Annotated in this window: 22 protein-coding genes; 8 read left to right on the top strand and 14 right to left on the bottom strand. The window is 63.1% G+C overall.

The window, feature by feature from the left end; translation table 11 throughout:
• Positions 1-174 precede the first annotated feature (174 nt).
• Entirely contained in the window at positions 175-1,386 is a 1,212-nt protein-coding gene (locus ABSY17_RS15920) for an NADP-dependent isocitrate dehydrogenase (RefSeq protein WP_378942789.1), read from the top strand.
• An 87-nt stretch (positions 1,387-1,473) separates the two neighbouring features.
• Here ABSY17_RS15920 and ABSY17_RS15925 read toward each other — a convergent pair whose 3' ends face one another.
• The 4 genes from ABSY17_RS15925 to recA all read right to left on the bottom strand — a co-directional run bounded on the left by ABSY17_RS15925 (position 1,474) and on the right by recA (position 7,053).
• Entirely contained in the window at positions 1,474-1,704 is a 231-nt protein-coding gene (locus ABSY17_RS15925) for a DUF2798 domain-containing protein (protein ID WP_378942791.1), read from the bottom strand.
• A 360-nt stretch (positions 1,705-2,064) separates the two neighbouring features.
• Positions 2,065-2,916: a GyrI-like domain-containing protein gene (locus tag ABSY17_RS15930; protein ID WP_378942794.1), complete on the bottom strand. Its 852-nt coding sequence runs from the start codon at positions 2,914-2,916 to the stop codon at positions 2,065-2,067.
• Between the two features lie 140 nt (positions 2,917-3,056).
• Positions 3,057-5,717: an alanine--tRNA ligase gene (alaS, locus tag ABSY17_RS15935; protein ID WP_378942797.1), complete on the bottom strand. Its 2,661-nt coding sequence runs from the start codon at positions 5,715-5,717 to the stop codon at positions 3,057-3,059.
• Positions 5,718-5,964: 247 nt separating this feature from the next.
• On the bottom strand, positions 5,965-7,053 hold the full coding sequence (recA, locus tag ABSY17_RS15940; protein ID WP_378942799.1) for a recombinase RecA: 1,089 nt from the start codon (positions 7,051-7,053) through the stop codon (positions 5,965-5,967).
• Positions 7,054-7,176: 123 nt separating this feature from the next.
• Between recA and ABSY17_RS15945 the strand changes: the two genes are divergently transcribed.
• Genes ABSY17_RS15945 through ABSY17_RS15955 form a run of 3 tightly spaced genes read left to right on the top strand, consistent with a single transcriptional unit; the run spans position 7,177 to position 9,214 of the window.
• The gene (locus ABSY17_RS15945) at positions 7,177-7,299 is read left to right on the top strand and encodes a hypothetical protein (RefSeq protein ID WP_378942802.1); all 123 of its coding nucleotides are present in this window, start codon (positions 7,177-7,179) and stop codon (positions 7,297-7,299) included.
• Between the two features lie 36 nt (positions 7,300-7,335).
• On the top strand, positions 7,336-8,277 hold the full coding sequence (locus tag ABSY17_RS15950; RefSeq protein WP_378942804.1) for a carbohydrate kinase family protein: 942 nt from the start codon (positions 7,336-7,338) through the stop codon (positions 8,275-8,277).
• Between the two features lie 19 nt (positions 8,278-8,296).
• On the top strand, positions 8,297-9,214 hold the full coding sequence (locus ABSY17_RS15955; RefSeq protein WP_378942807.1) for a pseudouridine-5'-phosphate glycosidase: 918 nt from the start codon (positions 8,297-8,299) through the stop codon (positions 9,212-9,214).
• Between the two features lie 288 nt (positions 9,215-9,502).
• Here ABSY17_RS15955 and ABSY17_RS15960 read toward each other — a convergent pair whose 3' ends face one another.
• A complete protein-coding gene (locus ABSY17_RS15960) occupies positions 9,503-9,826 on the bottom strand; it encodes a TfoX/Sxy family protein (RefSeq protein ID WP_378942810.1) in 324 nt (107 codons plus the stop codon).
• A gap of 58 nt (positions 9,827-9,884) precedes the next feature.
• Here ABSY17_RS15960 and ABSY17_RS15965 point away from each other — a divergent pair, with 58 nt between their 5' ends.
• On the top strand, positions 9,885-10,382 hold the full coding sequence (locus ABSY17_RS15965) for a GFA family protein (RefSeq protein ID WP_378942812.1): 498 nt from the start codon (positions 9,885-9,887) through the stop codon (positions 10,380-10,382).
• 7 nt (positions 10,383-10,389) lie between these two features.
• On the opposite strand, the gene sufA is transcribed toward ABSY17_RS15965, so the two are convergent.
• From sufA to ABSY17_RS16000, 7 genes are all read right to left on the bottom strand, one after another.
• On the bottom strand, positions 10,390-10,776 hold the full coding sequence (gene sufA, locus ABSY17_RS15970; RefSeq protein WP_378942815.1) for a Fe-S cluster assembly scaffold SufA: 387 nt from the start codon (positions 10,774-10,776) through the stop codon (positions 10,390-10,392).
• 103 nt (positions 10,777-10,879) lie between these two features.
• Entirely contained in the window at positions 10,880-11,275 is a 396-nt protein-coding gene (locus ABSY17_RS15975) for an SUF system Fe-S cluster assembly protein (protein ID WP_378942817.1), read from the bottom strand.
• A gap of 5 nt (positions 11,276-11,280) precedes the next feature.
• Positions 11,281-12,522, bottom strand: a complete 1,242-nt coding sequence (locus ABSY17_RS15980; protein WP_378942820.1) for a cysteine desulfurase — start codon at positions 12,520-12,522, stop codon at positions 11,281-11,283.
• Positions 12,523-12,772: 250 nt separating this feature from the next.
• Entirely contained in the window at positions 12,773-14,038 is a 1,266-nt protein-coding gene (gene sufD / locus ABSY17_RS15985) for a Fe-S cluster assembly protein SufD (RefSeq protein ID WP_378942822.1), read from the bottom strand.
• Between the two features lie 10 nt (positions 14,039-14,048).
• Positions 14,049-14,804, bottom strand: coding sequence for a Fe-S cluster assembly ATPase SufC (gene sufC / locus ABSY17_RS15990; RefSeq protein WP_378942825.1), 756 nt, complete (start codon positions 14,802-14,804; stop codon positions 14,049-14,051).
• 29 nt (positions 14,805-14,833) lie between these two features.
• Positions 14,834-16,351 (bottom strand): Fe-S cluster assembly protein SufB, encoded by a 1,518-nt coding sequence (gene sufB, locus ABSY17_RS15995; RefSeq protein ID WP_378942828.1) that lies wholly within the window; start codon positions 16,349-16,351, stop codon positions 14,834-14,836.
• A gap of 168 nt (positions 16,352-16,519) precedes the next feature.
• A complete protein-coding gene (locus ABSY17_RS16000; RefSeq protein ID WP_378942830.1) occupies positions 16,520-17,683 on the bottom strand; it encodes a cysteine desulfurase family protein in 1,164 nt (387 codons plus the stop codon).
• Positions 17,684-17,902: 219 nt separating this feature from the next.
• Here ABSY17_RS16000 and ABSY17_RS16005 point away from each other — a divergent pair, with 219 nt between their 5' ends.
• Positions 17,903-18,577 (top strand): alpha/beta hydrolase, encoded by a 675-nt coding sequence (locus ABSY17_RS16005; RefSeq protein WP_378942833.1) that lies wholly within the window; start codon positions 17,903-17,905, stop codon positions 18,575-18,577.
• Positions 18,578-18,595: 18 nt separating this feature from the next.
• A complete protein-coding gene (locus ABSY17_RS16010; protein ID WP_378942835.1) occupies positions 18,596-19,246 on the top strand; it encodes an FMN-binding negative transcriptional regulator in 651 nt (216 codons plus the stop codon).
• 133 nt (positions 19,247-19,379) lie between these two features.
• Here the strand turns inward: ABSY17_RS16010 and ABSY17_RS16015 are convergent, their stop codons facing one another.
• Positions 19,380-20,516 carry an anhydro-N-acetylmuramic acid kinase gene (locus tag ABSY17_RS16015; RefSeq protein ID WP_378942837.1) on the bottom strand — a complete coding sequence of 379 codons (1,137 nt, stop codon included), beginning with the start codon at positions 20,514-20,516 and terminating at the stop codon, positions 19,380-19,382.
• Between the two features lie 94 nt (positions 20,517-20,610).
• Here ABSY17_RS16015 and tyrS point away from each other — a divergent pair, with 94 nt between their 5' ends.
• Entirely contained in the window at positions 20,611-21,864 is a 1,254-nt protein-coding gene (gene tyrS, locus ABSY17_RS16020) for a tyrosine--tRNA ligase (protein WP_378942839.1), read from the top strand.
• 82 nt (positions 21,865-21,946) lie between these two features.
• Here the strand turns inward: tyrS and ABSY17_RS16025 are convergent, their stop codons facing one another.
• Entirely contained in the window at positions 21,947-25,402 is a 3,456-nt protein-coding gene (locus ABSY17_RS16025) for a DUF3971 domain-containing protein (RefSeq protein ID WP_378942841.1), read from the bottom strand.
• Position 25,403: the final 1 nt, after the last annotated feature.

Consider the following 25,403-nt stretch of genomic DNA (forward strand, 5'->3'; position numbering starts at 1 on the left):
TCGGCCATCGGCAGGGCAGATCAGCCAGCAATATTTCATACGTTGTCAGCAGGCGCGCCAAAGGTAGGGGGCGCAATCATTTGCGCGGCCGGACACGCTTTGCTATAGGGGCCGCACTCCCTATTACGAACCCTCCGAAACCGGCTGGTTTCAGGCAATAAGAGGCATTTTTCCATGGCGAAGATCAAGGTGGCCAACCCCGTCGTCGAGCTCGACGGCGACGAGATGACCCGCATCATCTGGCAGTTCATCAAGGACAAGCTGATCCACCCTTATCTCGACATCGACCTCGAATACTACGATCTCGGCGTCGAACATCGCGACGCCACCAACGACCAGGTGACGATCGATGCGGCCAACGCCATCAAGAAGCACGGCGTCGGCGTGAAGTGCGCCACCATCACCCCTGACGAGCAGCGCGTCGAGGAATTCAAGCTCAAGAAGATGTGGAAGTCGCCCAACGGCACGATCCGCAACATCCTGGGCGGCACCATCTTCCGCGAGCCGATCATCATGAAGAACGTGCCGCGCCTGGTTCCGGGCTGGACCCAGCCGATCATCGTCGGCCGCCATGCCTTCGGCGACCAGTACAAGGCCACCGACTTCCGCTTCCCCGGCAAGGGCAAGCTGACGATCAAGTTCGTTGGCGAGGACGGCCAGGTCATCGAGCATGACGTGTTCGACGCGCCGGGCGCCGGCGTGGCGATGGCCATGTACAATCTCGACGAGTCGATCCGCGAATTCGCCCGCGCCTCGCTCAACTACGGCCTGCTGCGCAACTATCCGGTCTACCTGTCGACCAAGAACACCATCCTCAAGGCCTATGACGGCCGCTTCAAGGACATCTTCCAGGAAGTCTACGAGCAGGAATTCGAGGCCCGCTTCAAGGAAAAGAAGCTCTGGTACGAACACCGCCTGATCGACGACATGGTCGCCTCCAGCCTGAAGTGGTCGGGCGGCTATGTCTGGGCCTGCAAGAACTATGACGGCGACGTCCAGTCCGACACGGTCGCCCAGGGCTTCGGCTCGCTCGGCCTGATGACCTCGGTGCTGATGACGCCCGATGGCAAGACGGTTGAGGCGGAAGCCGCCCACGGCACCGTGACCCGTCACTATCGCCAGCACCAGAAGGGCGAAGAGACCTCGACCAACTCGATCGCCTCGATCTTTGCCTGGACGCGCGGCCTCGCCCATCGCGCCAAGCTGGACGACAACGCCGAGCTGAAGCGCTTTGCCGACACGCTCGAGCGCGTCTGCATCCAGACCGTCGAGTCGGGCTACATGACCAAGGACCTGTCGCTGCTGATCGGCCCGGACCAGCCGTGGCTGTCGACCACCGGCTTCCTCGACAAGATCGACGAGAACCTGCAGAAGGCCATGGGCTGATTTTTTTGGCCTAAAGTATGAAAAAGCCCCGGAGCGATCCGGGGCTTTTTTTATTGCGCGGTGATAGTGGCAAACGTCGCTTTCGAGTCAGGACGTTCGCCCAACCGTCAGTGCTGCGGCGATCTTGAACGCCACCTTGCCGACGACAAGCGACAGGCAGAACGCCACGGGCCAGGCAATCACGAAGCTTCTCGCCCAGGCATGAAGCCATTCCGACGTAGGGCCGAGGGCAAGAAAGGCAAAAAAGCCCGTCATCATCAGGGCCATCGCAAAGGAGATCATCGCCTGGGCGAGAAGGATTGTCTTCAGAGTGTGCATTTCATTCTCCGGTGTCGAGGACGGAGAATGGCGGGGGGAGACACCCCGTCACAGCACCATCCTCGGATGAGGTTGATGCCGTGGGTTCGCGCGTGCGACTGATGCCCGCCTTGGAGCGCCGTGCGTCCGAATGGACACACAAAGGCGCTCCAAGTTACTAAAGCTGCGCATCGTGCTTCCCGCAAATCGAGTCCGACTTGCGGGCCGATGCGCTGGCGGGTGCCGGAATAACCAACCGGCTCGTTCTTTTCGACCCGTGAGCCCTATGGCCGCCGGCCGGCCCTGTCAAGTTCGCGCGCAGGAAGGACGACACCATGCACAATCGGGAAGGCTTTTCCGGGCGTGCAATGCGCCAGGCTTTCAGACCAGCGGTATGTAGATGTCCGTCAAGAGCTCCGTTGGCGGTACGTCGCGCGGGTTGTTGACGTACTCTTCAAACCTGGGCGCATCGCGCAGCTCGCGGCCGGACTTCGGCAGCCATTCGGCATACAGCCACCGATAGGCCTTGTGCATATTGGCATAAGGACCCTTGTGCCGCAGCACAGCGCAGTCGCCGCCGTCGATCGTCCTGCGTCCAAGCGGCGCCTCGGCGGGTACGCTGCTGTCGGCGTTGACGCAGGCGAACGATCGCAGCTTGTCCACTGCAACGATATCGGGATCGTCGAGATAGACACCGATCATGCGCATATCAGGGCGAGCGATGCCGCGCGCATAAAGCGTGCCGAACAGCATCTCGAAAGCCTTGTCGATCTGCATGTAGGAGCCCGAATGGGCGACACTGACCAGCTGCGTCTCGGGGACTTTGCGGAATGTAACCTCAAACATGCCGGGAGCCTTTTCTTGTCGTGAGGGTTCAAAGACCGTGTGGCTCCCCCGCTGCCGGTAGCGCACCGGCGGCATGCCATAAACCGCCTTGAAGATGCGATTGAACGACTGGACGTTGGGATAGCCAGACCGCTTTGCAATTTCACCGACGGGCAGATCGGTTTGGACGATATCGCCGGCGGCACGATGAAGTCGCAGCCGCTTGACCGTGGCTGCCAGCGTTTCGCCATAGATCGCCCGGTAAATCCGGTGCCAGTGATAGCTCGACATGCAGGCGATTTCGGCCAGGCGCTCCATATCGAGTTCCTCGTCGAGGTGCTCGTGGATATGTGCCGAAACCCTTCTCAGGCGGGATTCATAGACCGCCCACGCCGTTTCCCCATTCATGTCGGACCTCATGCAAATCGATCGGCTGCAAACAACCATAACGCGATTTGACAAATCCTGCTGAGTTGAGGCGCGCCGCCCAAAACGAAAAAGGCGGAGGCCCGGGCCCCCGCCTTTTCGAACTGCCTTATTGGCCTTGATCAGCCCGCGAGCGCGCTGGCCACGGCCTCAATGGCCTCATCGGCCTTGGAGCCGTCGGGGCCGCCGGCCTGGGCCATGTCGGGACGGCCGCCGCCGCCCTTGCCGCCAAGGGCGGCCGAGGCGACACGGACGAGATCAACCGCGCTGAAGCGGCCCGTCAGATCGGCAGTCACGGCCACAACCGCGCTTGCTTTGCCGTCGTCGGACACGCCGACCAGCGCGACCACGCCGGAACCGAGGCCATTCTTGCCCTCATCGGCCATGCCCTTGAGATCCTTGGGATCAACGCCGGAGACGGCCTTGCCAAGGAATTTGACACCGTCGATCTCGCGGACCGTATCAGCCGAACCAGCCTGCCCGCCACCCATGGCAAGCTTCTTGCGCGCTTCAGTGAGTTCCTTCTCAAGCTTCTTGCGCTCTTCGACGAGTGCCTCGACACGCGCCGGAACATCGGCCGGCGCAACCTTGAGCGAGGCCGCGACCGCCTTCAGGCGGCGATCCTGTTCATCGAGATGGCGCCGCGCTGCTTCACCCGTCAGCGCTTCGATACGGCGGACGCCGGCAGCGACCGCACTGTCGGAGACGATGCGCACAAGGCCGATGTCACCGGTAGCCGACACATGGGTACCGCCGCAGAGTTCGACCGAATAGGGGCGATTTGCCTTGGCGCCATGGATACCCGTACCCATGGACACGACGCGGACCTCATCGCCATACTTCTCGCCGAACAGCGCCATCGCACCTTCGGCAATGGCGTCGTCGACGGTCATCAGGCGGGTTGTGACCGGGCTATTCTGGACGACGATCTCGTTGGCCATGGCCTCGACCTGCTCCAGTTCCTCCGCCGAGATCGGCTTGGGATGCGAGATGTCGAAACGCAGGCGCTCGGGCGCGACCAGCGAGCCCTTCTGCGCGACATGGGTGCCCAGCACCTCGCGTAGCGCCTCGTGGACAAGGTGCGTTGCGGAGTGGTTGGAACGCAGGCGCGTGCGACGCGCGTGGTCAACCTTGAGCTCGGCGGCCGCACCGGTGGCAAGCTTGCCCTTTGTCACGCGGCCCGAATGGACGAACAGCCCGTCGCCCTTCTTCTGGGTATCGGTGATCTCGATCGAAAAACCTTCGCCAGATATCGTGCCGGTGTCACCCATCTGACCGCCGGATTCGCCATAGAACGGCGTCTGGTTGACGACGATGCCGACAGTGTCGCCCTCGGCAGCGCTGTCCACCATCGCGCCGTCCTTGACAAGCGCGAGCACCACACCCTCGGCCTGCTCGGTGTCGTAGCCCAGGAATTCGGTGGCGCCGGCCTTGTCCTTGACCGCAAACCACACCGTTTCGGTCGCGGCTTCGCCGGAGCCAGCCCAGTTGGCGCGAGCCTCGGCCTTCTGGCGCGCCATGGCCGAGTTGAAGCCTTCGAGATCGACCGTAATGTTTCGCTGGCGCAGCGCGTCCTGGGTCAGGTCGAGCGGGAAACCGTAGGTGTCGTAGAGCTTGAACGCGGTCTCGCCGTCGAGGCGGTCGCCGCTGCCGAGGCTTTCGCTGGCATCGGCCAACAGGCCGAGGCCGCGCGCCAGCGTCTTGCGGAAGCGGGTTTCCTCGAGCTTCAGCGTCTCGGTAATCAGTGCCTGGCCGCGCACCAGTTCCGGATAGGCCTGGCCCATCTCGCGGACGAGCGCCGGCACCAGGCGCCACATCAGCGGATCGCTAGCCCCCAGCAGCTGCGCATGGCGCATGGCGCGGCGCATGATGCGGCGGAGCACGTAGCCACGGCCTTCGTTGGAAGGCAGCACGCCGTCGGCGATGAGGAAGCTCGAAGCGCGCAGATGGTCGGCGATGACGCGATGGCTGGCGCGGTTCTTGCCCTCGGCACGCACGCCGGTGGCATCCTCTGAAGCGCGGATCAGCGCCTTGAACAGGTCGATGTCATAGTTGTCGTGCTCGCCCTGGAGCACGGCGGCAATGCGCTCCAGCCCCATGCCGGTATCGATGGACGGACGCGGAAGTTCGACGCGCTCCTCCTTCGTCACCTGCTCGTACTGCATGAAGACGAGGTTCCAGATCTCGATGAAACGGTCGCCGTCCTCATCGGGGCTGCCGGGAGGGCCACCGGCAATGCCTTCGCCGTGGTCGTAAAAGATCTCGGAACACGGGCCGCAGGGGCCGGTATCGCCCATGGCCCAGAAATTGTCTGACGTGGCGATGCGGATGATACGGTCATCCGACAGGCCGGCGATCTTCTTCCAGAGCTTCGCTGCCTCGTCGTCGGTGTGATAGACGGTGACCAGCAACCGCTTGGGGTCGAGGGCGAATTCCTTGGTGATCAGGTTCCAGGCCAATTCGATGGCGCGGTCCTTGAAATAATCGCCGAAGGAAAAGTTGCCCAGCATCTCGAAGAAGGTGTGGTGGCGGGCGGTGTAGCCGACATTGTCGAGGTCGTTGTGCTTGCCGCCAGCGCGCACGCATTTCTGCGAGGTGGCCGCGCGCGAATAGGGCCTGGTCTCTAGGCCGGTGAAGACGTTCTTGAACTGCACCATGCCGGCATTGGTGAACATCAGCGTCGGGTCGTTGCGCGGCACGAGCGGACTGGAGGAGACGACCTCGTGTCCGTTCTTCTTGTAGTAGTCGAGAAATGCCGACCGGATTTCGTTCACGCCACTCATATTGCCGCCTTTGATCGCCGCCCTGAACAGATGCTCCCCGCCTATTCAGGCGGAAATTGGAACTGGCCTTTTAGCGGTCCACCTTACCCCTGTCCAGAAAGTCCAGACGGGCAAAAGCCCGGATCTGCGCTGCCTGTCCCGTCGTATCGCCTGCCACAAACGAAAACCGCCGGCGCAATGGCCGGCGGCTTCCGAATTTCATTTTGCCGGCACTGCCGCGCGCCCCGCAGACAGGGGGCGAACACGGCTACATCGCGCCGGCTTCGTCGTCGCCGTCATCCTCGCGCGAGCCATTCTCGAGGAACTTCTCGGCGATCAGACCGGCATTCTGGCGCAGCAGCGTTTCGATCTCGCGCGCCGCGTCGGGATTGTTGCGCAGGAACGTCTTGGCGTTCTCGCGCCCCTGCCCAAGGCGCTGCGAATTGTACGAGAACCACGCGCCGGACTTCTCCACCACGCCCGCCTTGACGCCGAGGTCGACGAGCTCGCCGGTCTTGGACACGCCCTCGCCATACATGATGTCGAACTCGACCTGCTTGAAGGGCGGGGCCAGCTTGTTCTTGACCACCTTGACGCGGGTCTGGTTGCCGACGACCTCGTCGCGGTCCTTGACCGAGCCGATACGGCGGATGTCGAGGCGGACCGAGGCGTAGAACTTGAGCGCGTTGCCACCCGTCGTGGTCTCGGGCGAACCGTACATGACGCCGATCTTCATGCGGATCTGGTTGATGAAGATGACCATGGTGTTGGAACGCGAGATCGAGGCGGTCAGCTTGCGGAGCGCCTGGCTCATCAGGCGCGCCTGCAGGCCGGGCAGCGACTCGCCCATCTCGCCTTCGATTTCGGCGCGCGGCGTAAGTGCTGCCACGGAGTCGACGACCAGCACGTCGATGGCGCCCGAGCGCACCAGCGTATCGCAGATTTCCAGCGCCTGCTCGCCAGTGTCGGGCTGCGAGATCAGCAGGTTCTCGAGATCGACGCCCAGCTTGCGGGCATAGACAGGGTCGAGTGCATGTTCTGCGTCGACGAAGGCGCAGATGCCACCCTTTTTCTGGGCTTCGGCGACGGTGTGCAGGGCAAGCGTCGTCTTGCCCGAGCTTTCCGGCCCATAGATCTCGATGATGCGGCCGCGCGGCAGACCGCCGACGCCAAGCGCGATATCGAGGCCGAGCGAACCGGTGGAGACGGTGCCGATCTCGACAACCTGCTCATTGGCGCCCAGCCGCATGATCGAGCCCTTGCCGAAGGCGCGTTCGATTTGCGACAGCGCCGCGTCCAGAGCCTTAGATTTATCCACCGAATTATCCTCTACGAGCCGCAACGAATTCTGCGCCATGATACATCACCCCCTAGTGATCAATGAAGGCCGGTAGTGCCGGTGCCGATAGAAATTTGTATCTGTTTTGTTCTCATTTTGCAAGAGCCATTAATATACTGATATCAAAAGAGAAAGCTGACCGTGTTCTATTTTCGTTTCGATCTCGCGCGTGATCCGATGTCGCATGCGGCCGGAACATTTGCCGTCCAGAAGCCGGCCTGGCTGCGATTCGCCCAGGTTGCCGCCCGCACCGGCGGGCACTAAGTTCGACGCCTTGAACGCCCTTTGGACAATTCACTGATGAACTCACCCAGAATTCTCGCCGTCGGCGGCGCGCATGTGGATCGCCGCGGGCGGATGACCGCGCCGTTCGTGCCGGGCGCTTCTGTTCCGGGCGCAATGAGCGAGGATGTCGGCGGCGGTGTATTCAACGCATTGCGTTGTGCGGTGCGCCGGGGCGCTGTCGGTTCGCTGATGTCGGTGCGCGGAGGCGATGCGGCGGGTGAGGCCGTTGCTGCAGCAATCTCTGCCAACGGCATTACCGACCTGTCGGCCGTCTTCCTCGACCGCGCGACGCCGAGCTATACCGCACTGCTCGACAGCGAAGGCGACGTTGTGGCGGCACTGGCCGACATGGGGCTCTACGAGCTTGCCTTTGCCAAGCAGATGAGGCGCGCCAAGGCTCGCGAGGCGGTATCGGAAGCGGACGCCGTGCTCTGCGACGCCAACCTGCCCGAAACAGCCCTCGTCCGACTGGCCGAGATTGTCGGCACCATCCCGCTGTTTGCCATCGCGATTTCGCCGGCCAAGGCGGTGCGACTGAGGCCGATCCTGGGCAAGCTGTCCTGCCTGTTCATGAACCGGCGCGAGGCTGCCGTGCTTGCCGGCAGCAGCGCCGATGCGCCCGCCGAGCAATTGGTGCAGGGCCTGCGCGCCGCCGGTCTACGGCGCGGCGTCATTACTGCCGGCGGCAGCGCGGCATTTGCTTTTGAAGGCGTCGGGTTTACCGTTCTCCGGCCCCCTGTACCGCGCCGAGTTGCTGACGTGACTGGTGCGGGGGATGCCCTGGCGGGTGCCGCCACCGTCGCCTTGATGCGCGGATTGCCACTGGAAAGCGCGCTGCGGGAAGGCATTGCCGCCGCAGTGCTCGCCATCGAAAGCGCTTCCGCCGTGCCCGAACTCGACCCGAAAGCGTTCGCCGAGATGCTGGCCCTTGTGCCTCAAGCCCGGGAAATGGCATGACCGGCCCATGGAGATAAAAATGACGCCAGAGACCGCCCGCTCCTTCATCGACATCCACGCCCCCGTGGCCGCGGCCCTTGCCGCCGGCAAGCCGGTGGTGGCGCTCGAAAGCACCATCATCACCCATGGCATGCCCTATCCAGACAATTCCGCCATGGCGGCCAATGTCGAAAGGATCATCGCCGACGAAGGTGCTGTGCCGGCGACGATCGCAGTGATCGACGGGCGCATCAAGATCGGGCTTTCCGACGGCGAGCGCGAATCGCTAGCCAAGACCAGCGGCGCCATGAAGCTGTCGCGCGCCGACCTCGCCTTTGCTGTCGCCGAAGGCCGCACCGGCGGCACGACGGTGGCTGCGACGATGATCGCGGCGCATCTCGCCGGCATCAAGGTTTTCGCCACCGGCGGCATCGGCGGCGTCCACAAGGGCGCGGAAAAGTCGTTCGACATCTCCGCCGACTTGGACGAGTTGTCGCGCACGCCTGTCATCGTGGTGTCGGCCGGGGCCAAGGCCATCCTCGACATCGAAAAGACGCTCGAAGTGCTAGAGACGCGCGGCGTGCCGGTCGTGGCCTACGGCTCCGACATCGTGCCGGCTTTCTGGTCGCGCAAGTCGCCTTGTGCGGCGCCGCTCCGTCTTGATGCAGCAGACAAGATCGCGCGGCTGTATTCCACGCGAGCAGCGCTTGGCCTCGATGGCGGCATGCTGGTGGCGAACCCCGTGCCGGAAGCAGACGAGATCCCGGCCGAAAAGATGTCCGGCTTCATCGAGGCGGCGCAAAGGGCCGCCGAGGAGCAGAACGTCTCCGGCAAGGCGGTGACGCCCTTCCTGCTGGCAAAAATCCTGGAACTGACCAGCGGCGCGAGCCTCAAGACCAATATCGCGCTGGTCGAAAACAACGCACGGCTGGCCGCCAGGATCGCTAGGGCGCTCTGAGGACGGCGAAGGGATTTGGTGCGTCCTTCGAGGCTCGCCCGCCAAAGTCTTTCTGCTTCTGCAACGGCATTGCGGGCTCGCACCTCAGGATGAGGACCTCTGGCGCTAACTCGGCTTGTCCCGAGACACTAGCGACCAAGGTCCGCCGGAGTTTTCTCGCTCACCCGGAGGGGGCTGGCACTCAGGGTCCTCATCCTGACATGCGAGCCCTCATCGACGGCCGAAAACCAGGTGCAAATGCCGGTGGGCGAGCCTCGAAGGACGCACGACAGCACAGCTTCTCCAAGCTCATTTTCCCGCCCTTAGGCTGGCCTCGTAGGCCTTGCGCGCCCAGATCGCCATTTCATCGGGATCGTCGAGCGCGCTGTCGGGAACCGTCCAATAGGGCATGGCCACGAGCTTGCCGTGCCTGGACCCGGTGTAGGTCCACTGACGGCAACCCGCCGCCTCGAAATCGGGCGCGCATTCGGCGTCGGCCTTCAGCATGAGCTCGCCGCGCAGTTCGATCGCGACGATGATGCCGTCATGATAGATGCCCTTGCCGCCGAACATTTTCCGCACGCTGACCGGGCCAAGACCGGCGAAAAGATCGGCAATGTCGGCTTCCGTCATCGCGCGGCTCCCCTAGATTCCCAATGGCATTGCGAGCCATGCGGAAAGGAAAGCACCGATGCCGATGCTGCTCAAGGGGTCATGCCGCTGCAGGGCGGTCCGCTTCGAGGTCCAGAGCCACACGCCGGTGCCCTATCAGCTCTGCTACTGCTCCATCTGCCGCAAGCAGCAAGGCGGCGGCGGTTATGCCATCAATCTGGGCGCCGTTTCAGACACGCTGAAGGTCGATGGCGAGAAGTACCTCGGGCTGTATCGGGCGACGATCCATGACGACGAGCGCTCGGAGCCGGAAGTCTCCACCGGCGAACGCCGCTTCTGCCGCGAATGCGGCTCGGCGATGTGGCTCTACGACCCGACCTGGCCGGAGCTGGTGCACCCCTTCGCCTCGGCAGTCGACACCGACCTGCCCAAGGCGCCGCAACGGGTACATCTGATGCTGAAATACAAGGCGTCGTGGGTGGAGCCGGACATCCGGCTGGGCGACATGGCGTTCGATCTTTACCCGCCGGATTCGATCGCCGGCTGGCACAAGCGCAACGGACTGTGGGTGGAATGAACGACGGTCAGGCCGCGCCCTCGGCGCGTGCCTCGGCGAGCGCCTTGAGGTCCGCGGGCTTAAGCTCCACGGATTCGCCGCAGCCACAGGCCGAACTCTGGTTCGGATTGTTGAAGGTGAAGCCGGTGCGTAGCGTGGTCGTCTCGAAATCCATCTCGGTGCCGAACAGGAAAAGTGCTGCCTCCGGGGCGACATAGACATGGGCGCCGTCGCGCTCGATGTGGTCGTCCTTGGGATTCGGCTCGGTCACCAGGTCGACCGTGTATTCCATGCCCGCACAGCCGCCCTTCTTGATGCCGAGGCGGATGCCTTGCGCGTTCTCGCGCGTGGCCATGATCTCGCGCACGCGCTCGGCGGCCTTTTCGGTCATTGAGATGACGGCGAAGCGTCCCATGTCTTTCTCCATTGCGCGCCGGTTAAAGGCCGGCGGAATGACTCACTTCAAAGCTAAGATGGTGGAGATTGCTTCCTGAAGCAAGCTTCTGAGCCCGCAGGGCTCAATACCACCCCACCGCGACCTGGGCCTCTTCCGACATGCGGTCAGGCGTCCATGGTGGATCAAAGGTCATCGTAACCTCGACGCCGGACACGCCCTCGACGGCACCGACGGCATTCTGCACCCAGCCGGGCATTTCGCCGGCCACCGGGCAGCCCGGCGCGGTCAGCGTCATGTCGATCTTGACCGTGCGGTCGTCCTCGATGTCGATCTTGTAGATCAGGCCGAGCTCGTAGATGTCGGCGGGGATTTCCGGGTCGTAGACCGTCTTCAGCGCCGAGATGATGTCGTCGGTCAGCCGCGCCAGCTCGTCGGCAGGAATGGTCGAAGCCGAAGCGATGACGTCGGCCGGTTCCAGCGTCGCGCTTTCGTTGGTCGTGGCGGTCAAGTCTTCCATGCTGCTCACCCGAAGAATTTGCGCGCTTTTTCAAGCGCTTCGGCCAGGACGTCGATCTCGGCCTTCGTATTGTACATACCGAACGATGCCCTGCATGTGGAGGTGACGCCGAAGCGTTTCAACAGAGGCTGGGCGCAATGGGTGCCGGCGCGGACCGCAACACCCTGACGGTCGATGACCATCGACACGTCGTGGGAATGGATGCCCTGCAGCTCGAAGGAGACGATGGCGCCCTTGCCAGGCGCTTCGCCGAAGATGCGCAGCGAATTGATGGCGCGCAGCCGCTCATGGGCGTAATCCTTGAGCATGGCTTCGTGCGCGGCGATGCGCTCGCGACCGATCTTTTCCATATAATCGAGTGCTGCACCCAGGCCGATCGCCTGGACGATCGGCGGCGTGCCAGCCTCGAAGCGGTGCGGCGGCTCGTTGTAGGTGACGATATCCTCGGTCACCTCGACGATCATCTCGCCGCCTCCGTGGAAGGGGCGCATCTTCTCCAGCAGGTCGCGCTTGCCGTAGAGAACGCCGATGCCGCTGGGACCATAGACCTTGTGGCCGGTGAAGACGAAGAAGTCGCAGTCGAGGTCCTGCACGTCGATGGGCATGTGGACCGAGCTCTGGCTGCCGTCGACCAGCACCGGAATGCCGCGTGCATGCGCAATACGGCAGATCTCCTTGATTGGCGTCACCGTGCCCAGCGCGTTCGACATATGGGTGATGGCGACCAGCCGGGTGCGGTCGGTCAGGCGCTTTTCGAATTCATCGATGTGGAAGGCACCGAGATCGTCGACGGGCACCCAGACCAGCTTGGCGCCCTGGCGCTCCCTGATGAAATGCCACGGCACGATGTTGGAGTGGTGCTCCATGATCGACAGCACGATCTCGTCGCCCTCGCCGATATTCGGCATGCCATAACCATAGGCCACCGTGTTGATGGCCGAGGTGGCGTTGGAGGTGAAGATGATCTCTTCGGCGCTCGGGGCGTTGAGGAAGCGGCGCACACTTTCGCGCGCCTTTTCATAGGCGTCGGTGGCGGCGTTCGACAGGAAATGCAGGCCACGATGGACGTTGGCGTACTCGCTGGAATAGGCGTGGTTGATGGTGTCGATCACCACCTGCGGCTTCTGCGCCGATGCGCCGTTGTCGAGATAGACCAGCGGCTTGCCGTAGACCTCGCGCGACAAAATGGGGAAGTCGCGGCGGATCGCCTCGACGTCGTAAGTGCTGTCTTCGACCTTCTTGTCCATCTTCAGTCGCCTGTACCGCTATGCCTTTCAGTGCGTCCTTCGAGGCTCGCTACGCTCGCACCTCAGGATGAGGACCGTTGCGCATCAAGCTAGCGAATACGTGGGCGATGCACGATATCCTGCCCACGTCGCAAGCCATTCGAACCCACCCAATCGTTGTGCACGACCTCCCTCATCCCGAGGTGCGAGCCCGCACTACGCCTACCGTTGTTCACGCACCTTCAAGGGCGAGCCTCGAAGTAGGCACCTCTCACCCATGCGCGGCAAACCAGTTGCCCAGCAGTTCTTCCAGCGGATCGACAACGCTCTCGTCCTCGAGTTCCTCGATCACCTCGGCGAGGAAGGCCCGGACCAGCAGCCCGCGCGCCGACTTCTCGTCGATGCCGCGCGCCATCAGGTAGAAGAGATGGTTGCGGTCGATCTCGGTTACGGTAGCGCCATGGCCGCAGGCCACGTCGTCGGCGAAGATCTCGAGTTCCGGCTTGGCCGAAAACTCGCCGTCGTCGGACAAAAGCAGCGTGTTGCAGGCCATCCGGGCGTCGGTCTTCTGGGCGATCTGGTGCACGTTGATGCGCCCCTGGAACACGCCCCTGGCGCGGCCGGTGACGACGTTGCGCACCACTTCAGTCGAGGACGTGTGGGGCACCGTATGGTCGAGCACCATGGTCAGGTCGACATGGGTGTCACCGGCGAGCAGGTTGACGCCGCGCAGCTTGAAATCAGCGCCTTCGCCCGAGGCCTTGACGATGACTTCCTGCCGCACGAGCTTGCCGCCGGCATTCATGACGAACAGGGTGAGCCTGGCGTTCTTGCCGAGCTCGGCCTTGAACTGGGCGAGATGGGTTGCCGTTTCCGGCTGGTCCTGGACGATCAGCCACAGCACCTCGGCATCGTCGCCCAACAGCAGTTGGCTGACCGAGCTGACGAGCCCCGCGCCGTCGCCAGTCTGGCGCTCGACGATGGTCGCCTTGGCACCCGCACCCACGCGCACCGGCAGGCGCACATGGGACTGGCCGCCGGCCTGGACGTTCTGCAACTCGATCGGCTTTTCGATCTGGGCACCCGCCTCGATGTCGACGAAGTAGCCGTCGGCAACGAAGGCGGTATTGAGCGCGCCGATGGCATCGTCAGAGCCATAAGTGACAAGAGCCGGTGCGTAGCTGCCATCGGTCAGCTTGTCGCTCAGCCGCTGGACGGCAACGCCATCCGCGCCTTCATCCGATTCAGACACACCATTGACGAGCGAAAGGACGGTCGAGCCCTCAAGCAGCGGCGCAATCGCCTGGACCGCAGCACTTTCGTCAAAGGCCGGCACGGTGGCGAGCAAACGGCGCAGATCGGTGTAGTGCCAGGATTCGACGCGGCGCGTCGGCAGGCCGGCCTTGATCTGCTCGATGGCGTCATCGCGCTTGACCATGACGGCGCCGTCGCCCGGCAGCAGCGAAAGCCGTTCGCCGAAGGCTTCAACGAGTGCTGCCTCCGCCGGGGTTCGCTGGACTGTAGCAAGCATGTTCATGGCCGACACCTCACGCCGCCTCTTCGATGATTCCGGCGTAGCCGTTCTCTTCGAGTTCGAGCGCCAGCGACTTGTCGCCCGACTTGATGACCTGGCCCTTGTAGAGGACGTGGACGGTGTCGGGCACGATATGGTCGAGCAGGCGCTGGTAGTGGGTGATGACGACGACCGCACGGTCGGGCGAGCGTAGCGCGTTGACGCCCTCCGAGACGATCTTGAGCGCGTCGATATCGAGGCCGGAATCGGTCTCGTCGAGCACGCAAAGCTTGGGCTCCAGAAGCTTCATCTGCAGGATTTCGGCGCGCTTCTTCTCGCCGCCGGAGAAGCCGACATTGACCGGGCGCTTGAGCATGGCCATGTCCATGTCGAGCGAGCCGGCTGCTTCCTTCACGCGCTTGAGGAAATCCGGGATCTTGAGTGGATCCTCGCCACGCGCCTTGCGCTGCGAGTTCATCGCGACCTTCAGGAACTCCATAGTGGCGACGCCGGGTATCTCCATCGGATACTGGAACGCCAGGAAAATGCCCTTGGCGGCGCGCTCGGCCGGATCCATTTCGAGGATCGACTCGCCGTTGTAGAGGATCTCGCCTTCGGTCACTTCGTAGTCGGGCCGGCCGGCAAGAATGTAGGACAGCGTCGACTTGCCCGAGCCGTTGGGGCCCATGATGGCTGCGACTTCGCCTGCCTTCACCGTCAGGTTCAGGCCGCGGATGATCTCGGTGCCGCTTTCGGCGATACGGGCATGCAGGTTCTTGATCTCAAGCATTTTTTCTTTCCGAATTTCTTGTCGTCCGGTCAGCCGACCGAGCCTTCGAGGCTGATGCCGATGAGCTTCTGCGCCTCGACGGCGAACTCCATCGGCAGTTCCTGGATGACTTCCTTGACGAAGCCGTTGACGATCAGCGCAATCGCTTCTTCTTCAGGAATGCCGCGCTGCATGACGTAGAACTTCTGGTCGTCGGAAATCTTCGACGTGGTCGCCTCGTGCTCGAACTGGGCGGTGGCGTTCTTGGCCTCGATGTAGGGCACGGTGTGAGCGCCGCACTCGTTGCCGATCAGCAAGGAATCGCACTGGGTGAAATTGCGCGCGTTGGTCGCCTTGCGGTGAGCTGAAACCTGGCCGCGATAGGTGTTCTGCGAGAAACCGGCGGCGATGCCCTTGGAGATGATGCGGCTCGACGTGTTCTTGCCGAGGTGGATCATCTTGGTGCCGGAATCGACCTGCTGGTAGCCGTTCGAAACCGCGATCGAGTAGAACTCGCCGCGAGAATCGTCGCCGCGCAGGATGCAGGACGGGTACTTCCAGGTGATGGCCGAGCCGGTCTCGACCTGGGTCCACGAGATCTTCGAACGGTCGCCACGGCAGTCGCCGCGCTTGGTGACGAAGTTGTAGATGCCGCCCTTGCCCTGGGCATCGCCCGGGTACCAGTTCTGTACGGTCGAATACTTGATCTCGGCGTCATCGAGAGCGATCAGCTCGACCACGGCGGCGTGAAGCTGGTTCTCGTCGCGCTGAGGTGCGGTGCAGCCCTCGAGGTAGGAGACGTAGGCCTTTTCCTCGCAGATGATCAGCGTGCGCTCGAACTGGCCGGTGTTCTTCTCATTGATGCGGAAATAGGTCGACAGCTCCATCGGGCAGCGCACGCCCTTGGGCACGTACACGAACGAACCATCGGTGAAGACGGCCGAATTCAGCGTCGCGTAGTAGTTGTCGGTCGTCGGAACAACGGTGCCGAGGTACCTCTTCACCAGTTCGGGGTGCTCGCGGATGGCTTCCGAGATCGAGCAGAAGATGACACCAGCCCTGGCCAGCTCTTCCTTGAAGGTGGTGACGACGGAGACCGAATCGAACACGGCGTCGACTGCAACGCGGCCCGACTTGTAGACGTTGTCATTGGCCTCTTCGAGGTCCGGGTCGACGGTCTTCTGAACGCCGGCGAGGATTTCCTGCTCCTTGAGCGGAATGCCGAGCTTCTCGTAGACCTTCAGGATCTCGGGATCGACTTCGTCGAGCGAGGTCGGTCCGGGCGTGCTCTTGGGAGCGGCGTAATAATAGATGTCCTGGAAATCGATCTTGGGATAGTTGACGCGCGCCCAGTTCGGCTCATCGAGCGTCAGCCAGCGGCGATAGGCACCGAGGCGCCATTCGAGCATCCATTCCGGTTCGCCCTTCTTGGCGGAAATGAAGCGGATCGTGTCTTCGCTGAGGCCCTTGGGAGCCTTGTCCATTTCGATGAACGATTCGAAGCCGTATTTATACTGGTCCACATCGATCTTGCGGACCTGCTCGATCGTCTCCTGCACAGCAGGCATAAGCGTTCTCCATCCACGCCGGGGTCAAGGCCCGACAGTTTTCAAACTATGTCACCGCAGGAGCGGCGTAAGTTCCATATAGTGCATCTGCTCCGGGAATTCACCCGGAAGCCGCCGTTCGGCGACTGTGACACACCCATTCAACGGCCATTGGGCCAAATCGACCGCTTAGGCGGCCCTGGTCGCGCCTGTTCGGCGCGCAAGCAGCTTTGCCAATGCATCGGCAAAGAGCTCGATTTCTTCCTCCGTCGTCTGACGCCCGATCGAGACGCGCAACGCGCCAAGATTGTCGGCAATTCCCATTGCCTTCAGCACGTGGCTGGGACCGACCTTGCCCGATGAGCAGGCGGAACCGGCCGACAGCGCAACACCTGCAAGATCGAACGCGATCTGTGCCGTCTCGGCCTTGACGCCCGCAATAGCGAAGAACGTCGTGTTGGCAAGCCGCTCGACGCCTTTTCCGAAGATTTCGGCATCGGGCGCGAGCCGCACGACCGCATCCTCGATGCGATCACGCAGCGCTAGCACCTTGTCCATCTCGGACAAACCGGCCGCAGCCTCGCGCGCCGCGGCGCCGAAGCCAGCAATAGCAGGCAGATTCTCGGTGCCGCCACGATGGCCCTTCTCCTGGCCGCCACCAGCAATCAACGGCACCGGCATCATCAGGTCGGAGGTGGCAACGATGGCACCTGCTCCTTTCGGGCCGCCGATCTTGTGCGAAGACAGAATCAGGAAATCAGCACAACCCTCTGACATGTCGAGAGGAATGCGCCCGGCTGCCTGAACCGCATCGAGCACCAGGACGCCGCCGGCAGCCTTCACCAGATCGGAGATGGTTCTGAACGGCTGGACGACGCCAGTCTCGTTGTTGGCGGCATGGATCGCCACCAGCGGCAGGCCTTCGGCCTTGTCATGCGCGGCAAGTGCGGCTTCGAGCGCTGCAAGGTCGACGATGCCGTTGCGGTCGACGCCGATGCGGGTGACGCGGTCTGACGGAAAACGTCCGCCGTTGAGCACGCAAGGATGGTCGGCCGCGGTCACATAAAGCCGGGACATGCGCACCGCACCTCGGCCCATGCGCCAATCCGGACACAGCAGCGTGGTCGCGGCCTCGGTTGCGCCCGATGTGAAAACGACATGCTCCGGCCTGGCCGAGACTAGGGCGGCAACGCTACGACGAGCGTCCTCGATGATCCGACGCGCTGCCCTGCCCTCGCCATGGACGGATGACGGGTTGGCCGCCACATCGAGCGCCGCGACCACGGCCTCGCGCGCTGCGGGAAGCAGCGGCGCACTGGCATTGTGGTCGAGATAGGCGCGTGATACGGCCATTTTCAGTCAATCTGCCCTGTCAAATCACGTTTGGGCTCAGCGACGCGCAATTTCCTTGAAATCCCAAGGCCAGACGTCCTATTTACCCGTTTTGCCAAACCGGCGGTGACACCGTCCAGTTTTGAACAGTTCTAAACTAGCTTCTATGTAGACGCGACCTTCGCGTCAAGGCTGGGCTCGGGATTGTCTCATCCGCGCCTGCATCAAGTGGAGTATAACATGCCAGAGGTCATTTTTGCCGGTCCGGCGGGTCGCCTGGAAGGCCGCTATCAGCCGTCCAGCGAAAAGAACGCCCCCATCGCCATCGTGCTGCATCCGCACCCGCAGTTTGGCGGCACGATGAACAACAAGATCGTGTACGACCTGTTCTACATGTTCCAGAAGCGCAATTTCACCACGCTGCGCTTCAACTTCCGCGGCATCGGCCGCAGCCAGGGCGAATTCGACCACGGCACGGGTGAATTGTCAGACGCAGCCGCAGCGCTCGACTGGGTGCAGTCACTGCATCCGGATTCGAAAAGCTGCTGGGTCGCCGGCTACTCCTTCGGCGCCTGGATCGGCATGCAGCTTCTGATGCGCCGCCCGGAGATCGAGGGCTTCATCTCGGTAGCCCCGCAGCCCAACACCTACGACTTCTCGTTCCTGGCGCCGTGCCCGTCGTCGGGCCTGATCATCCATGGCGACGCCGACAAGGTAGCTCCGCCCAAGGACGTCCAGGGCCTGGTCGACAAGCTGCACACGCAGAAGGGCATCACCATCACGCAGAAGACGCTCACCGGCGCCAACCACTTCTTCGGCAACGATCAGGAACTGCTGATCGAAGAGTGCGCCGAATATCTCGACCGGCGCCTCGCCGGCGAGCTTTCGGACCCGCGCCCGAAGCGGCTGAAGTAGGCAAGGAGCAGAACAGCCATGTACCAGCCGCCTCTCTTCAAGGAAACGCGGCTGGACGTGCTGCATGCGCTGATCCGGGCCCATCCGCTGGGCCTGCTGATCTCAAACGGTCCCGACGGCCCGGAGGCCAATCCGCTGCCGTTCCTGCTCGACGCGGAGCCCGCTCCATATGGCCGGCTCCGTGCCCATCTCGCCAGGGCCAACCCGCAATGGCGGGTGCTCGCCGACAGCCCCGATGCGCTCATCGTCTTCCAGGGCGTCGACAGCTACATCACGCCGTCCTGGTATGCGACCAAGCGCGAGACCGGAAAGGTCGTACCCACCTGGAACTACGCCATGGTGCAGGTGCGCGGCAGGGTCCGGGTCGTGGACGACGGTGAGTGGCTGGCCGGCCAGATCGCCGAACTCACCGCCACCCATGAAGGCAGCCGCGCCGAACCCTGGCAGGTAAGCGACGCACCCGATGCCTACATCGCCGCCCAGATGAAGGGCATCGTCGGCCTCGAGATCGAAATCACTGAAATCGAAGGCAAGTGGAAGGTCAGCCAGAACCGCCCGGTGGCCGACCGGGTGGGCGTGGCCGAAGGGCTGGAAACCGGCAAACCTTCAGCCGAGCATGCCGAGATGGCGCAGCTGGTGCGCCGATATGGCGGGCTTGAAGGCGAATAGCCTGCCTTGCTGCCGGTTGCGGCTCCATGCGCGGCCTCCGACGGCGGTTTTCGATAGCGTTCGCAGATAGTTACGCCAATGGCCTGACAAAATGAATCCGGAGCGCGCGGACGGTCCGGACTCTCCTCCGGGATCAGGGCTCCGCGCGCGTACCGCCGCACACAGCAACCCGGCAGCCGGTCGTCGTCGGGAATGTCAGCGGCAAGCCGAGCGCCGAGCGGACGGCCAGATAGGCCCAGGCCTCGGCCTCGGTGACGTCGCCGTCAAGGCCGGCATCCTCGGCGACGATGACCTCGGCACCGGCCCGCTCGGCGCCCTTCTTGAGGTCTGCGACGATATGCGGGTTCTTGCGGCCGCCGCCGCAGACGATCCACAATTTTGGCGCCTGAGGCAGATGCTCGACGCACTTGAGGATGGCTTCGGCCGAGACATTGGCCAGCGTGCGGGCGCCGTCGGCGAGCTCCAACCCATCGGCCAGCGCCAAGCCAAAATCGTTGCGGTCGAGCGATTTCGGCCCGGATTTTTCGAAGAACGGATTGTCGAGATAGCGCGCGACCACCTCCGTCACCACGCCGCCCTCGCTGGCGATCGCACCACCTGCATCGTAGGGCACCCCTCCCTCGCGGCTGACCCACTGGTCGATCAGCGTATTGCCCGGGCCGGTGTCGAAGGCGATGGGATCGCCAGTCTCGGGCACATAGGTGATGTTGGAGATGCCGCCGACATTGACGAAAACGGCAGGCTTCATGCCGGAATATGGTTCGGCAATCGAGCGCGCGAGTGCAGCGTGGTAGGCCGGCACCAGCGGCGCGCCCTGCCCGCCATGAACCATGTCGGCGGCACGCATGTCGTAGACGACCGATATGCCGGTCTCGCGAGCGAGCAAGGCGCCATCGCCCAGTTGCACGGTGACGCCGAGATGCGGGCGATGCAGCACCGTCTGGCCGTGGAAGCCGATCAAACCGGGCTTTTGCCAGTCGTCCGGCAAGGTGCGCAGGAAATCCCTGACCGCTGCGGCGTGGCGCAGCGTGATCTCGCGCTCAAGGTCGGCAAGATCGCCCGGCCGGTCCTCGCGGCGCACGATTGCCTTGGCAGTCTCCATCGACGCCTCGATGCGGCGACGAAACGCGGCCTCATAGGCGATTGCCATCGACGGACCGAACTCGATCTCGTTGGCCCCATCGGTGCGCAGCACGGCAAGATCGATGCCGTCCATCGAGGTTCCGCTCATCAATCCGATCGCAGTCATTGCCGCCATGAAGTCGGTCATCCTTGTGATTCCGGGCCTTCAGATGCTAAAGCCCCAGTTTCGCCGATCCAATGCCGGATCGACTGAACCAAACGTCCGCGAAGAGAAAGAAAAAATGCCCGCCCTCAAATCCGACTTCCTGAGCATTCTCTGGGAACGCGGCTTCATCCACCAGATTTCGGATGAAGCAGGCCTCGACGAACTCTTCGCCAAGGAAATCGTCTCCGCCTATATCGGCTTCGACCCGACGGCGTCGAGCCTGCACGCGGGCGGCCTAATCCAGATCATGATGCTGCATTGGATGCAGAAGACCGGCCATCGCCCCGTGGCGCTGATGGGCGGAGGCACCGGCATGGTCGGCGATCCGTCCTTCAAGGACGAGGCGCGCAAGCTGATGACGCCGGAAACGATCCAGTCGAACATCGACGGCATCAAGCAGGTGTTCTCGAACTACCTGACCTTCGGCGAGGGCCCGCGCGATGCGTTGATGGTCAACAACGCCGAATGGCTGACGCCACTCAACTATCTCGAATTCCTGCGCGACGTCGGTCAGCATTTCTCGGTCAACCGGATGCTGAGCTTCGATTCCGTCAAGCAACGGCTCGACCGCGAGCAGTCGCTGTCGTTCCTCGAATTCAACTACATGATCCTGCAGGCCTATGACTTCGTCGAGCTCAACAAGCGCTATGGCCTGCGCCTGCAGATGGGCGGCTCCGACCAGTGGGGCAACATCGTCAACGGCATCGACCTCGGCCATCGCCTCGGCACCCCGCAGCTCTACGCGCTGACCTCGCCGCTCTTGACGACCTCGTCGGGCGCCAAGATGGGCAAGTCGATGAACGGGGCGGTGTGGCTCAACGCCGACATGCTCTCCGCCTACGACTTCTGGCAGTACTGGCGCAACACCGAAGACGCCGACGTCGAGCGCTTCCTCAAGCTCTACACGGTGCTGCCGCTTGACGAGATCGCACGACTGGCGGCCCTCGGCGGCTCGGAGATCAATGACGCCAAGAAGGTGCTGGCGACCGAGGTGACAGCGATGCTGCATGGCCGCGCCGCTGCCGAGCAGTCTGCCGAGACAGCGCGGAAGACCTTCGAGGAAGGCGCCCTTGCCGAAACGCTACCGACCGTCGAGGTTCCCGGCGACGAGTTGAAGGCCGGTATCGGGCTGCTGTCGCTGGTGGTTCGTGCCGGGCTTGCAGCATCCAACGGCGAAGCGCGCCGGCATGTCCAGGGCGGCGCCGTGCGGATCAACGACCAGGCGGTCAATGACGAGCGCCGCGCGGTGACCGCAGCCGATCTCACGCCCGAAGGCGTCGTCAAGCTGTCGCTAGGCAAGAAAAAGCACATACTGGTGCGTCCGGCTTAAGGAACCGCACCTCGCAAAAGCAGAAATGGCCGGCATTGCCGGCCATTTTCATGTCTGGAGGCGGCTTTGGATGAGGCCGTGCTCAGTATTCGAAGATCGTCCGGAAGATGCCGGGCGCAATCACCGATAGCGGATTGACGTGCAGCTTGGGCGCCTTGGCGTCGCCCGAGAGCTTGTAGGTGACGCCGATCAGCCCGCGGTCGCGGCCATTGCCCAAGATGACACCGACCAGCGGCAACTCGCCGAAAATGCGGTTGAGACCATAGGCAGGCATGAAGGTGCCGGTCATGTTCATCTGTCCCTGCTGATCGTAGATCGTGCCCTGGAAGGTGGTGCCGATCAGCGGGCCACGCAGAACGCCGTTTTGCAGCGCAAGATAGTTTTCCCGCTTGTCGATCTGGGCAAAGCCGCGCTCGAACTTGACCCGCGAAGTGTCGATATCCTTGCGCACCGCCTGATTGAGGCTGCGGTCGTCGCCGGCGGGCTTGCTGGAGACGATCGAGGCAAGCCGCGGCTCGTTGACCACCCAGAAATCGCGAACGTCGACCTGGCCCTTCTGCGGCCCGTTGCCGGTCGATTCCAGCGCCAACGCCAGGCTGCCGCCCTGCATGCGCGCATAGATGTCGAGGAACCGCAGGATGGCACCGGCATCGGCCGAGCGCACGTCGAGACGCCGCCCGCCGCCCTGTCCGCCATTGCTGACGCTGATTGCACCACCCGAACTGGCGGTGGCGGAAACCTTGAGGCTATTCACCTTCGAGCCGGCACCCGAATAGTCGAGCGTGACATTGGACAACTTTTCATTGTTGAAGCCGATCAGCGTGCCGACTTGCGCTGTGACCGAAACCGAATTGGATCCTGCCGATCTGGTGGCGGTGTCCGCGTCGGACATGAACTGCTTGATCAGCGCCCGCGCATCAAGCGAGTTGCCCTTGACCTGGACCGAAAAGCCCTTGCCGGCACGCTTGACGTTGACGGCGACATCGTCGTCGCGGTTGAGCTTTACCTCATCGAAACGCGCGGACGCCAGGCCGCCATTGGCGAGCGAGACATTACCCTTGATGGCGAAGGATTTGCCTTCGAGGCGGAAATCGGACAGCGTCGAGCGCTCGCCCTCCGTCTCCATCGTGAACGAGACTTTTGCAGGAATTCCAGGCCCCTTGCTCCAGCCGACCCAGGGAATGTCGAGCCGGGCAGCGGCAAGATCGGCCTCGATGTTCCGCTTGCCTCCGTCGAGTTGCTCGACATCAACCTTGATGGTGCCCGAAAGGACGTCCGAGAGGCCGGGAATCAGGGCATTGCGCGCCTTGTCGTCGAGCACGAACTGGACGTTGCGCTCCTTGGCGATCTCCTTGTCGCGCAGTGGCTCGACCAGATCCAGTTCGGCCGGCACGCCATTGAGCTTGCCGCTGGCGCCGATGACGGCCTTGCCGGGCGTCACGGTAATGGTCCCGTCGGCGTCCGACAGTTTCTGGCCGTCGAACGGCTTGGCGACCGAAAGCCCTTCGTAATTCAGTTCCACCGTCCAATCGAGCTTGTCGGTGTCTATGCCCTTGGTGAGCGGAATGTCTGCCTTGACGTTGCCGGTCACATCGCCGGAGAGCTCTTCAGGCTGGATGCCGACATGACGCATGGCGTTGATCGGCTCGTAGGACGCCAGTTCGGCGACCGCGTCGGCGCTGCCGGCAACATCGATGTCCAACGCGCCGATGACGGGCATGATGTTGGCCTTGGTGACCTTGAGCGTGCCATTGGAGGCCGCGACCGTGCGGCCGCTCGGCATGAACACGGTGCCGGAGGAAAGCGAGACGTCGACGTCGTTGGCGTGGAACTCGACGACGCCCTTGGCGTCCCGAACGGCCGGAATGCGGCCAGCGGTATCGAAGCGGGAACCATCGATTTCGAACCGGCCGAAGACCTCTTGCGAATTGAGCGGCACGCCATTGCCGAGACGGCCGGGCTTCACGTCGAACTGCAAGTTGCCGTCGACAACGCGACCGCCGAACAGGTTCTGCAGGACCCAGAGCCGCGCAGAACGCGCGGCAAACCAGGGCCAGAATTGCTTCACATGCGCGACACTCATGTCGTGGACGTTCAACGCCAGGAATATACCGGGTGCCTGATCGTCGACAAACTGCACCGAGGCCTTGCCGAGCACCTCGCCGCCCGGTCCGGACTTGATCCCGACCTGGTCAGCCGACAACGTCTTGGTCACGACATCGTAGGTGCCGGCGACACGAGCCATGAAACCCAACACCGGCTCGGGCGATTCGTCCGGCGCGAGGCGCGATTCCCGGCTTGTCAGTTGGAAGCGATAGGCGGGATTTTCCCCCGGCGTGCCCGTTGCCGGCCTTGGCCCGACGCCACCTGCGAAATCGAAACTGGTGCGCCCGGTGACAATCTTGAGCTGACGGATGTCGACGTTGCTCGACCCGTCTGCCACCCGCAGATCCAGCGCTATGTCGCCAACAAGTTGTCCTCGCGGGCCGAGGTCGAGCGTCGACTTGCCGACCGAGCCCTTGGCGATCAGTTCGGAGCCCTCGCCGCCGGGGCCCTCGCGGCCGCTGATCTTGAGCTCGGCCGAACCGATGCGGCTGTCCTTCGTGGCCGGCAATTCGGTCGCCTGCCCCGACAGCGGGTCGCTCATCGACACGGTCGCGTCGAGCGAGGTGATGCGGTCGGCATCTTTCTCGGTCGAGGCGGAAGCGGAAAGCTCGACTTCGCGCCCGTCGACATCGAAGCTGGCGCCAACACCAAGCTCGCCGGACCGGGTCTTAGACAACGTTGCGTCCACCACCCTGACGACCTTGACCTCACCACCCGCGGGCAGCACGAAATCGACGTTGGCGAGCGCAATCGAGCGCATGCCGTCGAAACGGACGGCATCGAAACCGCGATGCACGCCCCGAAAGGTCTCGTCCAGAATCTTCTGCGGATCGAAAAGTCCATCCTTGTCGCGCAGAACGGCAGTCCAGTCTGCGCCGCCGTCTACCGGCATCGCATCGACGGCAATGCGGGCATCCGAAATCTTGGCATTTCCCAGCAGGACATCGCCCGTCAGCAGAGGCAGCAGCCTTATGCCGAACCGCATCAGCCCGGCTTCGGCCATGGTCGTGCCGTCCGAGCGCGTCAGCTTGACGTCGGGAACCTCAACCGCGATCAGCCTGAGCCCGTCGAATGCCAGCCGCGCCTGCCCCATCGAAACGGTGACGTTCATGCCGGCCAGTTGCTCGATGGCGTGCTCGGCCTCCCTGCGCATACGGTCCTGGCCTAGGCCGGAATAGCTGACGGCTTCGATGGCGATGACGGCAAGAAGCACGAGCGAACCGAGGACGGCAACCGCGGCCAAAAGGCAGTGGCCCGCCCGCCGCCAGCCCGAGACGCGCGGGCGATTCAGATCCTGTCCGGCTGCCGAAGGCAACGCACCGAGATCCGTGATCTCGTCGCGCCTGAACCGGATTTTCTCGTGCCGAAGCACTTCCTGAGCCACGCTTTGTCCCGTACCCATCTTGTTTGTGGACGAATCCAAGTCTGTCATT

This window comes from Mesorhizobium sp. ANAO-SY3R2 (genome assembly GCF_042466635.1).
Taxonomy (GTDB): Bacteria; Pseudomonadota; Alphaproteobacteria; order Rhizobiales; family Rhizobiaceae; genus Aminobacter.

Bases quoted from the DNA above. Each gene is read 5' to 3' on its own strand.
- ABSY17_RS15920 (WP_378942789.1), top strand. From the start codon at position 175: ATGGCGAAGATCAAGGTGGCCAACCCCGTCGTCGAGCTCGACGGCGAC.
- ABSY17_RS15925 (WP_378942791.1), bottom strand. From the start codon at position 1,704: ATGCACACTCTGAAGACAATCCTTCTCGCCCAGGCGATGATCTCCTTT.
- ABSY17_RS15930 (WP_378942794.1), bottom strand. From the start codon at position 2,916: ATGAATGGGGAAACGGCGTGGGCGGTCTATGAATCCCGCCTGAGAAGG.
- alaS (WP_378942797.1), bottom strand. From the start codon at position 5,717: ATGAGTGGCGTGAACGAAATCCGGTCGGCATTTCTCGACTACTACAAG.
- recA (WP_378942799.1), bottom strand. From the start codon at position 7,053: ATGGCGCAGAATTCGTTGCGGCTCGTAGAGGATAATTCGGTGGATAAA.
- ABSY17_RS15950 (WP_378942804.1), top strand. From the start codon at position 7,336: ATGAACTCACCCAGAATTCTCGCCGTCGGCGGCGCGCATGTGGATCGC.
- ABSY17_RS15955 (WP_378942807.1), top strand. From the start codon at position 8,297: ATGACGCCAGAGACCGCCCGCTCCTTCATCGACATCCACGCCCCCGTG.
- ABSY17_RS15960 (WP_378942810.1), bottom strand. From the start codon at position 9,826: ATGACGGAAGCCGACATTGCCGATCTTTTCGCCGGTCTTGGCCCGGTC.
- ABSY17_RS15965 (WP_378942812.1), top strand. From the start codon at position 9,885: ATGCCGATGCTGCTCAAGGGGTCATGCCGCTGCAGGGCGGTCCGCTTC.
- sufA (WP_378942815.1), bottom strand. From the start codon at position 10,776: ATGGGACGCTTCGCCGTCATCTCAATGACCGAAAAGGCCGCCGAGCGC.
- ABSY17_RS15975 (WP_378942817.1), bottom strand. From the start codon at position 11,275: ATGGAAGACTTGACCGCCACGACCAACGAAAGCGCGACGCTGGAACCG.
- ABSY17_RS15980 (WP_378942820.1), bottom strand. From the start codon at position 12,522: ATGGACAAGAAGGTCGAAGACAGCACTTACGACGTCGAGGCGATCCGC.
- sufD (WP_378942822.1), bottom strand. From the start codon at position 14,038: ATGAACATGCTTGCTACAGTCCAGCGAACCCCGGCGGAGGCAGCACTC.
- sufC (WP_378942825.1), bottom strand. From the start codon at position 14,804: ATGCTTGAGATCAAGAACCTGCATGCCCGTATCGCCGAAAGCGGCACC.
- sufB (WP_378942828.1), bottom strand. From the start codon at position 16,351: ATGCCTGCTGTGCAGGAGACGATCGAGCAGGTCCGCAAGATCGATGTG.
- ABSY17_RS16000 (WP_378942830.1), bottom strand. From the start codon at position 17,683: ATGGCCGTATCACGCGCCTATCTCGACCACAATGCCAGTGCGCCGCTG.
- ABSY17_RS16005 (WP_378942833.1), top strand. From the start codon at position 17,903: ATGCCAGAGGTCATTTTTGCCGGTCCGGCGGGTCGCCTGGAAGGCCGC.
- ABSY17_RS16010 (WP_378942835.1), top strand. From the start codon at position 18,596: ATGTACCAGCCGCCTCTCTTCAAGGAAACGCGGCTGGACGTGCTGCAT.
- ABSY17_RS16015 (WP_378942837.1), bottom strand. From the start codon at position 20,516: ATGACCGACTTCATGGCGGCAATGACTGCGATCGGATTGATGAGCGGA.
- tyrS (WP_378942839.1), top strand. From the start codon at position 20,611: ATGCCCGCCCTCAAATCCGACTTCCTGAGCATTCTCTGGGAACGCGGC.
- ABSY17_RS16025 (WP_378942841.1), bottom strand. From the start codon at position 25,402: ATGACAGACTTGGATTCGTCCACAAACAAGATGGGTACGGGACAAAGC.